Raw genomic sequence first — 14487 nt, 5'->3', positions numbered from 1 at the left:
GCTAAGGATCGACAACTCGAGTCGACTGAAGGAAGAATGAGAAAGAAAGCGAGACTCTTTTTGGCCTTCGGACTCTTCTTCTCCATATTTGTATTGGGTGAATCTTGTCGTCATGCGATGGTCCGCTATCCTCAGGCTCCTCCTGAGGCATGTAGGATCTATCCTAGCTCTAAGGAATGTAAGAAGGCTCTGGAGCTTCGAGCAGCCCATCAGGAACAAGGAGGAGAAGTGTATAAGGTACATCAGACCTATTACTTCTTCGGACTCTATCCGGGAAATTTGGTCTTGGACACCGCCACGTACTGCCCCGAAGGTCCCAAGTCAGTCCATCAGTACACTTCTTTTTGGAATGCTTTTTGGGAGCAACTCACCCTCAGTATTTATTCCCCGCAAACAGTGGAGATAGAATGTTACAGATGATTCGGATCCTTCTTCCCTTATTATTAATTCTCGGATTAGGAGTGGGCTGCCATTCCACCACTGTGGTTCATAAGGTAAACGGAACACCGTACGCTCTCGCAAGCGAGGCTCCTTCTCCGGACCAAAAATTCAAACAAGGAAGTATGGTATTCGGGATCTATCCGGTATCGCATACTCCGGATGTAGTCTGTTCCAACTCTTCTCATCCAGAAGTAATCCTGGTCAGCAAGTTCACGGACCTTCTCATCCATTTCTTCATCGGCCCCTTCTATACCACTAAAACAGTAGAGATCTATTGTAAGAAATAAATTGCTGGCCAAGCAGTAAGCTTCTCTTGCAGAATAGGAGCATGCCTAGCTGGGCCTTTGACTATATACTTTTACCCTTAGGGATCTATCTTGCCAGAATGACGGACGTGAGTATAGGAACTCTACGTATCATTCTAATCTCCAGAGAAAGGAAGATAATAGCAGCATTGCTTGGTTTCTTTGAAGTGCTTCTCTGGCTCATAGTGATCACCCAGATCATGAGAAATCTAAGCAATGCTCTCTGCTATATCGCCTATGCGGGAGGATTCGCCACAGGCACCTTTCTAGGAATGGTGGTCGAAGAGAAGCTGGCGATCGGCCATTCTCTCATTCGGATCATAGTACCTGAAAAAGGAGAGGAGATCTCGGAGAACCTGGTCCAGGCAGGATATCGAACCACAAGTTTGGAAGCCCAAGGAGCGAGGGGACCGGTCAAGGTCATCCTCTCCGTTTTAAGAAGAAAGGACATTCCTATCGTTCTATCCATTCTGAAGAAGACGGCACCAGGAGCCTTCTATACCATCGAGAACGCGCGTAAAACCAGCGATCCTGAGCTCTGGAAGGGTGAAAGCGGAGAAGGGGAAAGTTTTGCCCGCATCCTTTGGAGAAGGCAATCCAAGATCCGGAAATAATCGCCCGGGAGACCCCGGGCTAACAAAGATCTTAAGCTGGTACTTTGACCAGGATCTTTTTGATTTCTTTATGCATGAAGGTTGGGAAGTTCAAATTGTACTGAGGCAATAGAACTTTCCAGTCGTCCTTGCGGATGAATTTGCGGCAGTTGGAAGACCCGCAAGCGCATTCGAAGGTCTGGTCGAAGTTCACTACGAAATTTCCGTAGTCGATGGTGAGCTCCTCTCCGACTTCAATATCCCTCTTAGCGATGATATTGTCCGACTGATCATACCACATGTTCGGCTCGCAGGAGTGGTTCATAAAATTGGAGCTATTGATAACATACTCAGGTCCGGAAGGTCCGGTAACGAGGCCGAAATCGACATCATAGCCGTATTTCATGAAGATTTCCTTCTCCTCTTCCGGAAGTTCATCGGCTTCCGATACGGAAAGTACCTTCCAGCCGAACTCTTCATCCTCGATCCACTCGCTGTAGCTAAATAGAAGCGTTCCCTTAGCGATTGGTTGAGAGGCGAAGATCCCGTTTTCCCCGAATTTGTTCGTGCGTCTTTCGATCATGCAAGATCAACCTGCTCTTCCCCATTAGGGGCAAAATTTTTATCAGTCAAGTCCGAGATCGAAAAAACTTCAATTAAAAATATGAAATACCCCCTAGCTCAGCCCCCAAAAAAGAATCGGGAGCCCAAACATGTTCTGATGAGAGGGAGGAAAAAAATTTCCTAAAGATCGATCTCAGCGACTTGGACCGAAGGATGAGTCGGGCGAGTTCCACATTAAATTTTTTTTGAGAACCCTTTCGGGTCCAAGAAGAAGGTCGGCTTTCAGACAAGTCCTAGTCAAGAGAGTCTAGGCTCAGTCTTTCTCGGGTAAGAGTACGTAGATCAAGTCCTCAGTCCAGTCTTCGGACAGGGAAGGAGCCCTTTCTTCTTTCAGGCGCTTCCATATTCCCCCCTTTCTCTCCAAGACTAGAGAGGAAATTTGGAAGAGGCTCGTACGACCGCTTGCCTCTCCAAGTCTAGTGCTGTCTCTACCGATCTCTAGGAAACAAGTCAAGGGGAAGAAGCTTGTCCATTTTTCTCCCAAGCCTTGGATCATCTCTCCCAGGTCCCGGTCCTCTCTTGAGTCTTGCAAGTGAGTGATGTCTATAAAGATAGGAAGCTCTCTTCCTGAGGATCCTAACTTACCCGAGCCCAACTCAGTGCAAAAACGTACCGCCTGATGAAAGCTTTCCGCAAAGGTAAGTAGCACTTGGGTCTCTTCAGTCGAGATCTTAGAGATCATTCTTCCTAGAGCGAGGCCATCTTCCATGCTCACACTCGTTTTAGGTACGATGAGTACTGGCCGGATGCCTTTACGGACCAAGCGATATAGATACTTTACTAGTGCGAAAGACTTACTTCGAGAAGGATGGAACAGAGTCAGATACATCTCTACTCGAGATATCGAACCAAACTAATCTTTCGTTTAGTATAATTTTCGTTCATCTATGTCTCATAAACGCATGCAAAGTTTGTAAAATGTATAATTCAGAAAAACGCTTGAGTACATTTCGCGTATATGTAAGTTACGGAATTACTTTTTGAGCGTGATGCAAAGGGGGCATGATGTTATGAGTGTAAAACGTTTTCTTTCTAAGAACGATCATCAAAGAATTCTTTCCGCTCTGCAAGGCCCCGAGATATCCGAAGCCGTCCAACCCAGCCTCTTAGAAACCATCCGAAGAACCCTTTCCAAGGCAAAGAAGCTGGATCCAGCCCAAGTTCCCCAAGATCTGATCACTATGAACTCTAAGTTCGTGCTAAAAGACCTCGGAAATGCGGAAGCATTTCAGTTCACTCTGGTTTATCCGGAAGATTGCAAAGACAGCGCAGTTACTTCCCAAGGAAAGCTTTCCATTTTGTCTCATCACGGTTCTGCAGTGCTCGGAGCAAGAGTGGGAGAAGTGGTTCGCTGGCATATCAATGGCAGCGAGAAGTATTTAAGAGTCCAAGAACTCCTATACCAGCCCGCTGCTATCTAAACTACTTATCTAGAATATCCGTACAAGCCGCCTAGCTCTTTGGCTAACATCTCCTTGTACTCCACCTCGCTGATCTGTCCTGTCCGAATATCATAGACCCAACCGTGGATCTCCGGAAATCCGTACTTGGCCAATGCATTCTGGATCATTCCGGTTTTGTAAAGATTCACCACTTGCTCTGCGACGTTTAGCCGGATCATCCTCTCTTCTCGTTTATCTTCCGGAAGAGAATCCAATTCTTCTCTGTGTTTTAGATACACGTCTTTGATATGAGTGATCCAATTGTCGATAAGACCGGATGCCTGACCCTTTAATGCGGCCCTCACTCCCCCACAACCGGTATGTCCGCAGACTACGATATGCTTCACATTCAATACTTCGATCGCATATTGGACCACGCTAAAGAGGGACATATCATCCACGGAAACCACATTGGCTATATTCCGAGTCACAAAGATCTCTCCAGGATTCGTCTTAGTAATCACATTTACTGGAACCCTAGAATCGCTGCACCCGATGAACAATACCTGAGGGGTCTGCCCTTCTGCATGGCGAGCGAAGAATTCAGGATCCACATCCGTCATCTCCTTCACCCAAGTTTCATTATTAGAGAGAAGTTTCTGATAGGACTCGCTCATTTCCTTTTTCAATGATTCTACATCGTTCTCCATATTCGGTATCCCTCCCAAAATGACTTTGATCCCCTTTCGCTCTGCGCTATTTCTGAATTCGTGGATCAGCTCTCTGATATCCAGATCCAGATGCAATGTCCTAGTACCATCAATCTCTAATGTAATCCCGCCAGGTTGGCTTTCCAAAACGCTTCGGATCTTTGCCTTATGAAAGAAGCCTAGATTTTCTCCCAGAATGATCCTTCTGAATTTTCCATGATTCTCCACTCGGATCACTGCAGTTCTATGGTCCTCATACAAAACAAAGAGCAAAGAAGCCAAGATCCCGCAGAATGTGCCGACAAGTACGTTCGTGAATATAGTGGTAAGCACGGTCACTAAGAAGGGAAGAAAATGAGAATACCCCTTTTGCAGCATCATCTTGAATATAATCGGCTTAGAGAGTTTAAATCCAGTCACCACTAAGATCGCAGCGAGAGAAGCCAAAGGTATGGTGTTCATAAATTTAGGAAAAAGTAATACACTGATTCCTATCCATGCTCCATGTAATACTGCGGATGTCTTTGATCTAGCTCCGGATGCTGCGTTAACGGAACCTCTGACCACGACACTCGTGATCGGGATGCCTCCTAATAACCCGCAGGCCATATTCCCGAATCCTTGGGCCACAAGTTCTCTGGACATGGGGGTCTTACGATTTTCCTGGTCCAATTTATCCACAACCTCTATGGAAAGAAGAGATTCCAAAGAAGAAGCGAGTGCAATCGTAAGGGCAAGAGTCCAAACGCCTGCATGATCCCAAGCATAGAAGTTCGGAAAGTCCAATTGACCCAAGAAGTCAGAAGGATTCTTGAACATAGGAAGAGTGACCAAGTGATCCTGGCTCAAGCCTCCTCCCGGAAGAAAATCCCCTAAGAATAAATTCGCCGAGATCCCGACAGCGATCGCGATCAAAGAGGCAGGTAAGAACTGGAACTTCTTCGCGAAATATCTATCCCAAACAAAGAAAGAAACTAAGGAGAAGATCCCGATCAATAGCACATTCGTTCTTAGATTCGGAATGGCATGCAATAAGACCGTGAAAGAGTTCGTTTCTCTTCCTTCATGAGGATCATGATAGGTCTCATTGATATCCTCTTTTGTTAAATCGAATTCTTCTACACCGAACTCTTCTATATCGTAACCGATCAAGTGGGGCAATTGTTTGATGATGAGAAGAAGACCGATCGCCACCGACATTCCCAATATCGTAGCCGAAGGAAGATAAGCGGATAAGGCTCCTGCCTTCAAGATCCCTAGAATGATTTGGATCATACCTGCGATCAATAATGCTAAGAGAAAGATCTCGAAACTTCCTAGATTTCGGATCCCCGAGAGAACGATGGCTGTTAAACTTGCGGTTGGTCCGGAAACGCTTAGAGGAGACTTGCTTAATGTTCCTACTAATATTCCTCCTACAAAACCGCCGATGATTCCAGAAAACAGAGGAGCCCCGGAAGCGTGTGCAATTCCCAGGCAGAGGGGTATCGCTACCAAAAAGACGGAGATACTTGCAGGAAGATCGTAAGTAATTCTCTCGCCTAGATTTTTTATTTTTTTCATTTCAATACTCATTCAGTTTTAATTTTTTTTGGTTCTCTAGAGAAATTCCTCCTAAATCGTTACGGATCCTACCGTAACTTTTTCTAACGTTTATCGAAGATATTCATAAGCAATTGAATCGAATTCTTCTTTCGTTACCATGATTTTTTATAGAATTACAAAGTCTATTTCGAAGAAGATCGAAGACGTTAAGGACAGAAAAAATGATTAACAATAAGACCTTTTTAAAACGAATTCGTTTCGCACTTTTGATTTTTATAATATCTTCTTATTCGAATTCCCACTTCGCAAAAGATGCAAACAACACTGAGACCGCCATATTCGCAGGTGGATGCTTTTGGTGTATGGAAGGCCCGTTTGAAAAACTTCCAGGAGTGATCTCTGTAGTTTCCGGTTATACGGGAGGAAAGGAAAAAAATCCAACGTATGAAGATGTAGGTTACGGAAGAACAGGACATAGAGAATCCGTGTTAGTCACGTACGATCCTAAAAAAGTAAATTATGCAGTTTTACTGGATACATACTGGAGACAGATCGATCCCACCGACGCAGGCGGACAATTCGCAGATAGAGGAAACCAATACAGAACTGCAATCTACTATAAGAATGAAAGCCAAAGAAAATTGGCCCAAGAATTCAAAGACAAGATAGGAGCCTCCGGAAAATTCTCCGCTCCGATCGCAGTCGAAATATTACCCGCAAGCGAATTCTATCCTGCGGAAGAATACCACCAAGACTATTATAAAAAGAATCCCGAACACTATCATAGCTACAGAAAAGGTTCTGGGAGAGAAGAATATGTGAACCGAGTTTGGGGAGTTCCCAAAAAATAAGATCGAACTTCTCTTAGTCAGTAGCCAAGGCTTCGTCCTTCTTTTCGACGGACGAAGTATCTTTTCTTAAAAGCAAATCCTTTCTATATGCATTCGGGTTTTGACCGGTGATTTTTTTAAACTCCAGATGAAAAGCCGACTTAGAACTATAACCCGCTCTCAATCTCACCTCATTCGTAGTCATCGAAGGAAAATCCAGTAAGAGCTTCTTAGCCTCTTCGACTCTATATAGATTGATCAATCCTGGAAATGTATTCTTAAATTCCGTCTTAATGATCTCGGAAACCTGATGGCTTCCGATCCCTAGATCTTTTGCCAAATGTTCTTCTTTCAATTCGTGGCGAAGATAAACCTTATCTACTTCTAACAAATGCTTCAGTCTGGAAACCGCGCCTTCCACATCTATGGAAGCAACCTTGCTCTTACGTACGATTGTCTTATTCCCCTCTTGCGCTTCCCAGATTCTAACTTGGATCATCTTGTTCAAGCAGACAGTAACGATCGCGGCATGAACAGGAAGATAAGCAGGAGCGAGAAAGATCGCGATCCAATTGAACGGATTATAATCGAAATGATAGGTCGCCTTTAAGAAGAAGGCTCCTAAGAAAACACACCAAGACGCGAGATACACCCTCGCATAAGAATTCGTGCTCTTGAACAAGGAAGAATGCACATAATAGAAATATAAAACTAAAACGGACATTCCTCCGAGTAAGAGAAAGAATCTTTCCTCAGCCCAAGGATTAAAAAGAGGTACCAGAAGAAATGAGAGAGCAAAGAAACATCCTAACACAAAGAACCAAATCGATTTGATCCTAAGATTAAAGAGTCCCGCCAAATGATACAAATGAGAAAAGAAGAATAGATAGGATGTGGTTAAAAACAAGTAATAGAAATAATAACCTAGCTTGTTTTCCCAGCCGATCAAAGAATGCACAGTCCTAGAGTGCAGTAAGTAAAAACCGGCAAGCTGTACAAGGATGACTCCAGCAAAGGACAGAAATGCAGTCTTCCTAAGACCATACCAATAAGCAAAGGAAAGAAGGACCCCAAAAGAAGAAGACAGAATACAACCTATAATAAGCGAATTCCTCAAAACGGAGACCAATCCGAACACGGACTCATCCATGAGATAAAGAGGAAAATTAATATAGGTAATTTCCTCATACGCATCCAAATGAATGTAATATGTCTTAGTAGTATGGGGCGGGATCCGAATCACAAAGCTTGGATAAGGAGAAATAAAACCGTTTAGGCTCAGTCCTGAATGATCCGAAAGCTCCATCTTCTCCAAGACTCCCTTGGAATCATAAGAACAAAGCTCCGCGTTTGGAACATTCACTGAAAAGAAAACCAAACGCTTTGTCAAATCCCGATCTGAATCGTTGTTTAAGGTGGATCTCAGCCAGGCTCCTTTCGCGGTTTTTCTCACCCTAAGAACATTTTCCATAGGGTTTAAATGCCATTCCTGGCTCTTTAACTCCTGCAGAGCCGCTTCTGAACAAAGACGGATCTTATGATCTCTATGACGATATTCTGCATTGGTGCTTATATTTAAAGAAGGACTAGCTCCTCCGATAGAAATCGGAGTCTCCGAAAGAATAGGATAAGCAGACAGAAAGAATGCAAACGCTAAAGCCCTTGCCCACTTGGTCGGCAGAAACGAGAAGCCGCATTTCATCCTTTTTCTAAGAAAAAGATATATTTTCAATCAAACCCCAAAACCTTTCTTTGCAAATTTGTTCCCACTAAACGGGTAAAAGGTCAAACAAAAATGCTCGAATGGGACTGATATTTGGCTCATATCATTGATTCTAAGTGAATCTATAATCAATAAGCGAAGAAGATGAAATGTAAATTTCCAACAAATACTGAGTCTCAATTTTCCAGATACAGTATCTTTGCCCTTTAGAGAGTTTCTAAACAAGATTCCAAAATTTAAATCTTGGAATATTTGAAAAAATACTTAGGCAACACTCTCTCAACTACCTCGACACAATCATTACTATATTCAAAATTCGGAATACTATTTTCGACCACTTTCGCCTCTTTCCATGATTTTCATCGACCAAGAGCCCTCCTCTCGAGACTATGCCCAACAAAAGGTTGCCCGAAACCGAAGATTTTTAAATTTCTCACCTCAAAAATTCCATTCGTATATTTTTACAAAATATACCGGCTCATTGTGACTTAACGTTTTTATAATATTATAAAAATATAATATATAATAGTAACCGTCTCGTAAAGAGATCGTAACAATCCAATGAAATACTCCTGGGAACGCAAAGAAACAGCTTTGCGTAAGCATATTCCAGGAAAAAAGAATGAAAAAGTGGATCGGACGCGTTATGCTTTTCGTAGCATTCGCTTCTACAACAGAGAACGTTTTCGCTCAGGATCTTTATATGGATCTAACATCCGGCCAAGTCTTTGCGGCTCCAGGACCGAATCGAGTTAAGTTAAAAGATGATGAAAACGATAACGGAAACGGCAAAAAAGATAAACCGGCCGCTACCGACACAAAAGAGAAAGCAGCAGCTCCAGGCGATAAGCATGAAAGCGGGCTTACCCAAGATCATAACTTCTTAAAGGGTTATGAATTTACAGATGTTCCAAATCAATCGGCTCACAGACCTACCGATCCTCAAAAAGAAAAACTTACCATCTATGGTCGCTTGCAATTCAGAGGGGTTTCAGGATCCCAAGACACGAACTTTAGTAATGGCAATAGCGATTTCCAAGCAATAGACTGGAACGTTCGTCGACTCCGATTGGGAGCAATGTATGAAGGTGCAGACTGGTGGGGAGGTGTTATAAACATGCGATTGGAGAACCTGGTTGCGCGTCCTGAACTTTCTCCCGCAAAAACTACGAATGTTTGTACGAACGCTGCTTGTACAACAACTGTCCCGGCAGTAACCACTCCGAGTACTCTTTCTAACAATAGAGGAGCAGTCCAAGAAGCAGTCGGTTGGTTGCAGTCCAAATTTGCAAATACTCGTGTTACTTTCGGACAGATCAACGTTCCATTCAACAGAGAATACATAGGCTCTTCTCAAAACTTAGTCAACGTAGAACGTTCCATGATCACTGCGGCGCTTCCTCAGTTTGATATGGGGGTGATGCTTACAGTACATCCTTTAAAAGAACTCTTAGGTTCCAAATACACCCAATTTATGGCTGTTAACGGTTACGTTGGAAATGGACGCGGTGCAGGTGGAGACTACGGAACTGGAAGAAAAACAGATCTTTATAATACTAGAAATGGTAACGCCACTAACGTTCTCACTTCTCCTACTTATGTATGGAGAGTCACATTCAACCCTCTCGGTGGCTTAGTCAACCAAGTGGGCAAAGAAGTCGGTTGGCATGAGGGAGAAGAAATCTTTCAAAGAGAAACCAAATGGTCCATCGGTGCGGCAGGATGGCAGACTGAGAATTTCGCTACGATCAATAACTCTACTCTGAACAATAGCGTAGATGCTTATCCTCGTGGAATGCCGAACATCGCGATGGTTACTCCACAAAGTACTCCTGATGGAGGAACCTCCGCTCTGTATGGAATTCCTTTCTCCTATCCAGGATCTTCTGCTACAAACTTAGTTCAGAACAATTCCACGACTCCGGGAACTCCTAAGTTTGGACTAGTAGCTCATACTTACGACACTACATTCACTTCGAATGGATTCTATATAAATGGAGCATTCACTAAGATGAGTGGGCCGGCCTCCAATAATACTTCAGGATATCATGTAACAGTCGGATATAATGTTCCGATACTCTCGAGATATTACATTATGCCGGTACTTCGTTATGACTATCTGCAAGGAGATTATAATAGAAACGGTAAGATCGATCCTCAGGATACCTTCAAGTCTTACTGGGCAGGTGTGAACATTTACTTAGATAAACACTTAATGAAGATCCAGGTCTTCTACAATAATTTTCACACTATGTTAGGACAGGATCCTTTTACGGGAGCTGCTAAACCTTTGGACAACCAGGTAATCATCGTCCAGGCACAATTCAGCTTCCAAACAGGAGTTACCACCAGAGAAAAATATTACTCAGCTGCCGAAGGCCGCTATAGAGCCGAGTAATGCGTAAGGGAAAGAACATGAAACAGATCAGATCTATAACGATTTTTTTAAGTATCGCGATCTTCGCAGTATCTTGTGCGAAATCCAATGAAGTAGACAGCGGAGGACTATTCGCTTCCGTGCTTGCAACACCTGTAAACGACGGAACCGTTTCCGTAGTGAACATGAAAACTAACGATGGGATCTCTTACCAAGGAACTTGTTACGATAGTTTCAAGAACGTCTTCAGTGGAACAAGTATATCAGGAACCACATTCTATAACGCAACTTTAGGATTCCTTCATGTTGCTCCTCCTATGGAAAGTGAGAAGTCATCCAAAAGTACCTGTTCTTCTTTGGGATTTCCGGGATCGGGGATCTTGGAAAAGGATTCGAATGATAATTTCGAGTACAGACTCTATTACTGTAACACCGATGTCGGAGCTTGTTCTTACAAAGGAATCCAAGCCTCCGGGATATAAGCCAAATCTTTTTTACAGAGTTACTCATGCGGGGGAGACCCCGCATTTTTTTGCCTCAGAAAAGGAGAGAAGATCTTAAGAGATCATTCTCCTAAGAGGCGAAATAGATAGATGGTGAGTCTTTGTAGTTTGTCTCTTTCAGGACCAGGGATCTCTTTTTCTAGATCGATAGTCTTTCTATAGATGGACTTCAAGTGGTTCTTCATTGTGCCAGGATGGATTCCAAGATCCTCGCTGATCTTGCTCTTATCCTTACCGGAAGCAATACCTGCGCAGATCTCTGTTTCCTTTTTAGTAAGCTTTGTCTTCTCTCTTAAAGTTCCGATCAAGGCTTCGCGATCCATTCCTTCCTGTTTCTTAAAAGCATCCGAAGGCAATCTATTCGCATCGCCTGCAAATGAATTGTTTCTCGATTCTGAAGAAGGTTCTGTATTCGCGGAGATCGTGCTTAAGAAGCTAGAGACTTCTCCGTTCTTATCACGGATCGGAAAAACGTTCTGCTTCCAATCGGAAACTTTTACAAAACCGTTCTTCGAATTCCCGACTGCAACGGATCCTTGTAGAACATTCTCCCAGAACTCATCGTAAAAAAGTTTGGCGGAGCTTCCTGACTGAAAAGCCTTGGGAGTCTTACCGATAAGTTCATTCTCTTTCAAACCGGAAATCGCCTCGAATTGTTTGTTTACTGCGAGGATTACTCCGGATCTGTCTGTTAAGAACATTCCATTTTGAGATTGTTGAAAAGCTTTATAGAGTGCGTCTTTCTTTTCCGATTCAGACTCGGTCTCTTCTTTAAATACAAAGAGAAAGGAAGGATTTTCCTTGGAGTCAGGCATTAGATAAACATGTTGCTTGGTCGAAAGGAAACCGCTGTCTCTCTTCTTCAAGCGAAGTGCTCTTCCTTCAAACTCTCCTGACTTAGTTACGTTGGGAATGATTACTGTTTCGAGATATTTGCGATCCGTCTCTGATAAGAAATCGGAAACGCTCATGGCCTTTGCAGAGTCTCCGGATGCTATTCCAAGTATCTCTCTGCCATTTTCGTTTACGTGAAGGATGCGCCCTTCCGAATTGCAAATGAACAAAATATCAGGCATACTGTCTTGCCTTTGGATTATTTCTTTAACGTTTTCCAAACCTAGCATCCATCCGACTCTTTCGAATCTTAAGTCTCGATCCTATTTCGTAAAACCGAATGAAGTTGGAAGGAACCAAAACTTTCGGAGACGAGGATCGATCTTATAGCTTACTAAGACTTACATTTTCTAAAAAATCCCACAGCCCATAAGGAATTATAAAATGAGAGAAGAAGAGAGACTTAGTAAGATCGAACATAAGTAACTCACAGCCTTGACATACTTCTTCAAATACAAAAGACACAATTTACTTCCAACTAGATGTACGGTCTCACAGTAAGTCCTATTGTAATTTAACGAGATGCGTGATGCGTAAGAGCTGACATTTCGTAGGGAACTTCTTCCAAGAAACTAAATATAAAGGATTAGTTTCTTGCCCTACAACGACCTTCGTAAAAATTTTAAGTTATGAGCGAGCTAACACTTGTAATCGGAAATAAGAACATCTCCTCCTGGTCCTTCCGACCTTGGATACTTTTGAAACAATCCGGGATCTCTTTCCAAGAGATTCCGATGAAGCTTTACACACCTGAATACTCTGCCTCCATAGACAAATATTCGCCGTCCGGCAAGGTCCCGGTGTTAAACGACAGCGGACTGCAGATTTGGGACTCCTTAAGCATATCTGAATATTTGGCGGAGAAGTTTCCGGAAAAAGAACTTTGGCCTAAGGATACGGCCGCGCGAGCTCAGGCGAGATCGATCGTTGCAGAAATGCATTCCGGCTTCTCCGCAATGAGAACTCATCTAGGCATGAACTATTGTGGAAGGTTCAACAAAGAAATCCCAGCCGACGCACTGAAAGACATTACGAGAGTCCAAGCCATTTGGACCCATTGCTTAGAATCTCATGGCGGCCCTTTCTTATTCGGAAAGAAATTCGGAATCGCAGATGCATTCTATACTCCTGTGGTTTCACGCTTTCTCACCTACGGAGTAGAACTAAGCCCCAAAGCCTTAGAGTATGTGAACACCATCTCAGGACTCGTATCTTATCAGTTCTGGGGAGAAGGAGCCAAAGCAGAGGTCGGATAAGGATCTATATCTAGGGCCGAGCAAGAAATTCGGCCCAAGCGAATGTCTCCGTTTATCTAAATATATTTTTGCTTTACTAATGTTTAGTATTTGATCTCATTTCTTTATGAGCTCAAAGAAACGTGGCACTGAGAAACTTCCACCTAGCAGATTCGATCCGATCCAGAGAGAAGCTTGGTGGGAGGATCGCAATCTAGATCCAAACGAGGATCCTTCTCCCTCTACCCATTTCTATTGGGAAGATTCTAAAAGTATTCTCACCAGGAACAAATCTCCTGATATTCCGTTCGAAGCGAGCATCAATCCGTATAGAGGTTGCGAACATGGCTGCATCTATTGCTTCGCTAGACCGAATCACTCTTATGTGGATCTCTCCCCTGGATTAGATTTCGAGACCAAGATCTTTGTAAAAAAGAATCCAGCAGAACTTCTGATCGAAGAATTACGAAAGAAAAAAGAATCAGTAAGTCCGATCACAATAGGAACCGCAACGGATCCGTATCAACCTGGAGAAAGAATTTATAAGAACACTCGCAGCATACTCGAAGTGCTTCTCGAGTTCAAACAACCCGCAGCGATCATCACCAAGTCTTCTCTTATCCAAAGGGATTTGGATCTACTTTCCAAACTCGGAAAACTAGGACTGATCAAGGTGCTCTTCTCTATCACTACCTTGGACAAGGAACTCTGGTCCAAACTAGAACCCAGAGCACCTGCTCCGGGCAAGAGAATGGAAACCATAAAATCACTCACAGATGTAGGAGTTCCTACAGGAGTATTATTCGCTCCTGTGATTCCATTCATCAATGATTCCGAGATGGAGAGTGTCCTGGAGACTGCAGCCAATCTAGGAGCAGAATCTGCCGGCATGGTATTCCTAAGATTACCATTAGAAGTGGCTCCTCTTTTCGAGGATTGGCTTTCTCGTCATTACCCTTTAAAGAAGGAAAAGGTTCTCCGAGTCATCTCAGAAGCAAGAGGAGGCAAGCTATACGATGCGAAATGGGGAGAGAGAATGAAGGGAAAGGGGGACTATGCAGAGCTACTTCAAAAAAGATTTTCTCTTTCTGTGCAAAGGTTCGGATTGAATCGAAGGAGTCAGCTCAGAACGGATCTATTCTCAGTTCCTTACCAATACGTAAAAAAGAAGAAAGACCAAGAGGACTTTTTGCCCGGTTTATTTTCAGAGCCTTAAAGCGTATTGAATTTGCGTTACACAGATGTATCACGCTCGTTCAAAATAGAGAGAGAAAGAATCGAATTAAAAAAGAAATTTCCTTCCCCAATTTTTAGATTTCTCGGAT

14 protein-coding genes are annotated in these 14487 nt (G+C 43.3%); 9 read left to right on the top strand and 5 right to left on the bottom strand.

Going from position 1 to position 14487, the window contains the following annotated elements; all coding sequences use genetic code 11:
• Nucleotides 1-36 precede the first annotated feature (36 nt).
• From EHO59_RS05805 to EHO59_RS05795, 3 genes are read left to right on the top strand one after another with little or no spacing between them, the layout of a single operon-like run.
• On the top strand, nt 37-420 hold the full coding sequence (locus tag EHO59_RS05805) for a Bor/Iss family lipoprotein (RefSeq protein ID WP_135586512.1): 384 nt from the start codon (nt 37-39) through the stop codon (nt 418-420).
• Nucleotides 408-728 (top strand): LIC_10461 domain-containing protein, encoded by a 321-nt coding sequence (locus EHO59_RS05800; RefSeq protein WP_135585641.1) that lies wholly within the window; start codon nt 408-410, stop codon nt 726-728. Before EHO59_RS05805 ends, EHO59_RS05800 begins: the two co-directional genes overlap by 13 nt.
• A 41-nt stretch (nt 729-769) precedes the next feature.
• Nucleotides 770-1360 (top strand): DUF2179 domain-containing protein, encoded by a 591-nt coding sequence (locus EHO59_RS05795; RefSeq protein ID WP_135585639.1) that lies wholly within the window; start codon nt 770-772, stop codon nt 1358-1360.
• Between the two features lie 31 nt (nt 1361-1391).
• On the opposite strand, the gene EHO59_RS05790 is transcribed toward EHO59_RS05795, so the two are convergent.
• Both EHO59_RS05790 and EHO59_RS05785 read right to left on the bottom strand, forming a co-directional pair.
• Nucleotides 1392-1922, bottom strand: coding sequence for an SET domain-containing protein (locus EHO59_RS05790; RefSeq protein WP_135585637.1), 531 nt, complete (start codon nt 1920-1922; stop codon nt 1392-1394).
• A 294-nt stretch (nt 1923-2216) separates the two neighbouring features.
• The gene (locus EHO59_RS05785) at nt 2217-2792 is read right to left on the bottom strand and encodes a hypothetical protein (RefSeq protein WP_135585635.1); all 576 of its coding nucleotides are present in this window, start codon (nt 2790-2792) and stop codon (nt 2217-2219) included.
• Nucleotides 2793-2973: 181 nt separating this feature from the next.
• Between EHO59_RS05785 and EHO59_RS05780 the strand changes: the two genes are divergently transcribed.
• A complete protein-coding gene (locus EHO59_RS05780) occupies nt 2974-3384 on the top strand; it encodes a GreA/GreB family elongation factor (RefSeq protein ID WP_135585633.1) in 411 nt (136 codons plus the stop codon).
• Between the two features lie 5 nt (nt 3385-3389).
• On the opposite strand, the gene EHO59_RS05775 is transcribed toward EHO59_RS05780, so the two are convergent.
• Nucleotides 3390-5618, bottom strand: coding sequence for a carbonic anhydrase (locus tag EHO59_RS05775; RefSeq protein WP_135585630.1), 2229 nt, complete (start codon nt 5616-5618; stop codon nt 3390-3392).
• A 203-nt stretch (nt 5619-5821) separates the two neighbouring features.
• Here EHO59_RS05775 and msrA point away from each other — a divergent pair, with 203 nt between their 5' ends.
• Complete coding sequence (gene msrA, locus EHO59_RS05770) at nt 5822-6451, top strand: peptide-methionine (S)-S-oxide reductase MsrA (RefSeq protein WP_135585628.1); 630 nt, start codon at nt 5822-5824, stop codon at nt 6449-6451.
• 13 nt (nt 6452-6464) lie between these two features.
• Here msrA and EHO59_RS05765 read toward each other — a convergent pair whose 3' ends face one another.
• On the bottom strand, nt 6465-8132 hold the full coding sequence (locus EHO59_RS05765; RefSeq protein WP_135585626.1) for a helix-turn-helix domain-containing protein: 1668 nt from the start codon (nt 8130-8132) through the stop codon (nt 6465-6467).
• A gap of 643 nt (nt 8133-8775) precedes the next feature.
• Here EHO59_RS05765 and EHO59_RS05760 point away from each other — a divergent pair.
• A complete protein-coding gene (locus EHO59_RS05760) occupies nt 8776-10551 on the top strand; it encodes a porin family protein (protein ID WP_135585624.1) in 1776 nt (591 codons plus the stop codon).
• Nucleotides 10552-10568: 17 nt separating this feature from the next.
• On the top strand, nt 10569-11012 hold the full coding sequence (locus EHO59_RS05755; protein ID WP_135585622.1) for an LA_3150 family lipoprotein: 444 nt from the start codon (nt 10569-10571) through the stop codon (nt 11010-11012).
• Nucleotides 11013-11095: 83 nt separating this feature from the next.
• Here the strand turns inward: EHO59_RS05755 and EHO59_RS05750 are convergent, their stop codons facing one another.
• Nucleotides 11096-12109, bottom strand: a complete 1014-nt coding sequence (locus EHO59_RS05750; RefSeq protein ID WP_246052665.1) for a PAS domain S-box protein — start codon at nt 12107-12109, stop codon at nt 11096-11098.
• A 447-nt stretch (nt 12110-12556) separates the two neighbouring features.
• On the opposite strand from EHO59_RS05750, the gene EHO59_RS05745 reads away from it, so the two are divergent.
• On the top strand, nt 12557-13183 hold the full coding sequence (locus EHO59_RS05745) for a glutathione S-transferase family protein (protein WP_135585618.1): 627 nt from the start codon (nt 12557-12559) through the stop codon (nt 13181-13183).
• Nucleotides 13184-13289: 106 nt separating this feature from the next.
• Nucleotides 13290-14378 (top strand): PA0069 family radical SAM protein, encoded by a 1089-nt coding sequence (locus tag EHO59_RS05740; RefSeq protein ID WP_135585616.1) that lies wholly within the window; start codon nt 13290-13292, stop codon nt 14376-14378.
• The last annotated feature ends 109 nt before the right edge of the window (nt 14379-14487 follow it).

The organism is Leptospira semungkisensis (assembly GCF_004770055.1).
In the GTDB taxonomy this organism is placed as follows: domain Bacteria; phylum Spirochaetota; class Leptospiria; order Leptospirales; family Leptospiraceae; genus Leptospira_B; species Leptospira_B semungkisensis.
This window is presented reverse-complemented; position numbering and strand designations above follow the sequence as displayed.

Bases quoted from the DNA above. Each gene is read 5' to 3' on its own strand.
- EHO59_RS05805 (WP_135586512.1), top strand. From the start codon at position 37: ATGAGAAAGAAAGCGAGACTCTTTTTGGCCTTCGGACTCTTCTTCTCC.
- EHO59_RS05800 (WP_135585641.1), top strand. From the start codon at position 408: ATGTTACAGATGATTCGGATCCTTCTTCCCTTATTATTAATTCTCGGA.
- EHO59_RS05795 (WP_135585639.1), top strand. From the start codon at position 770: ATGCCTAGCTGGGCCTTTGACTATATACTTTTACCCTTAGGGATCTAT.
- EHO59_RS05790 (WP_135585637.1), bottom strand. From the start codon at position 1,922: ATGATCGAAAGACGCACGAACAAATTCGGGGAAAACGGGATCTTCGCC.
- EHO59_RS05785 (WP_135585635.1), bottom strand. From the start codon at position 2,792: ATGTATCTGACTCTGTTCCATCCTTCTCGAAGTAAGTCTTTCGCACTA.
- EHO59_RS05780 (WP_135585633.1), top strand. From the start codon at position 2,974: ATGAGTGTAAAACGTTTTCTTTCTAAGAACGATCATCAAAGAATTCTT.
- EHO59_RS05775 (WP_135585630.1), bottom strand. From the start codon at position 5,618: ATGAAAAAAATAAAAAATCTAGGCGAGAGAATTACTTACGATCTTCCT.
- msrA (WP_135585628.1), top strand. From the start codon at position 5,822: ATGATTAACAATAAGACCTTTTTAAAACGAATTCGTTTCGCACTTTTG.
- EHO59_RS05765 (WP_135585626.1), bottom strand. From the start codon at position 8,132: ATGAAATGCGGCTTCTCGTTTCTGCCGACCAAGTGGGCAAGGGCTTTA.
- EHO59_RS05760 (WP_135585624.1), top strand. From the start codon at position 8,776: ATGAAAAAGTGGATCGGACGCGTTATGCTTTTCGTAGCATTCGCTTCT.
- EHO59_RS05755 (WP_135585622.1), top strand. From the start codon at position 10,569: ATGAAACAGATCAGATCTATAACGATTTTTTTAAGTATCGCGATCTTC.
- EHO59_RS05750 (WP_246052665.1), bottom strand. From the start codon at position 12,109: ATGCCTGATATTTTGTTCATTTGCAATTCGGAAGGGCGCATCCTTCAC.
- EHO59_RS05745 (WP_135585618.1), top strand. From the start codon at position 12,557: ATGAGCGAGCTAACACTTGTAATCGGAAATAAGAACATCTCCTCCTGG.
- EHO59_RS05740 (WP_135585616.1), top strand. From the start codon at position 13,290: ATGAGCTCAAAGAAACGTGGCACTGAGAAACTTCCACCTAGCAGATTC.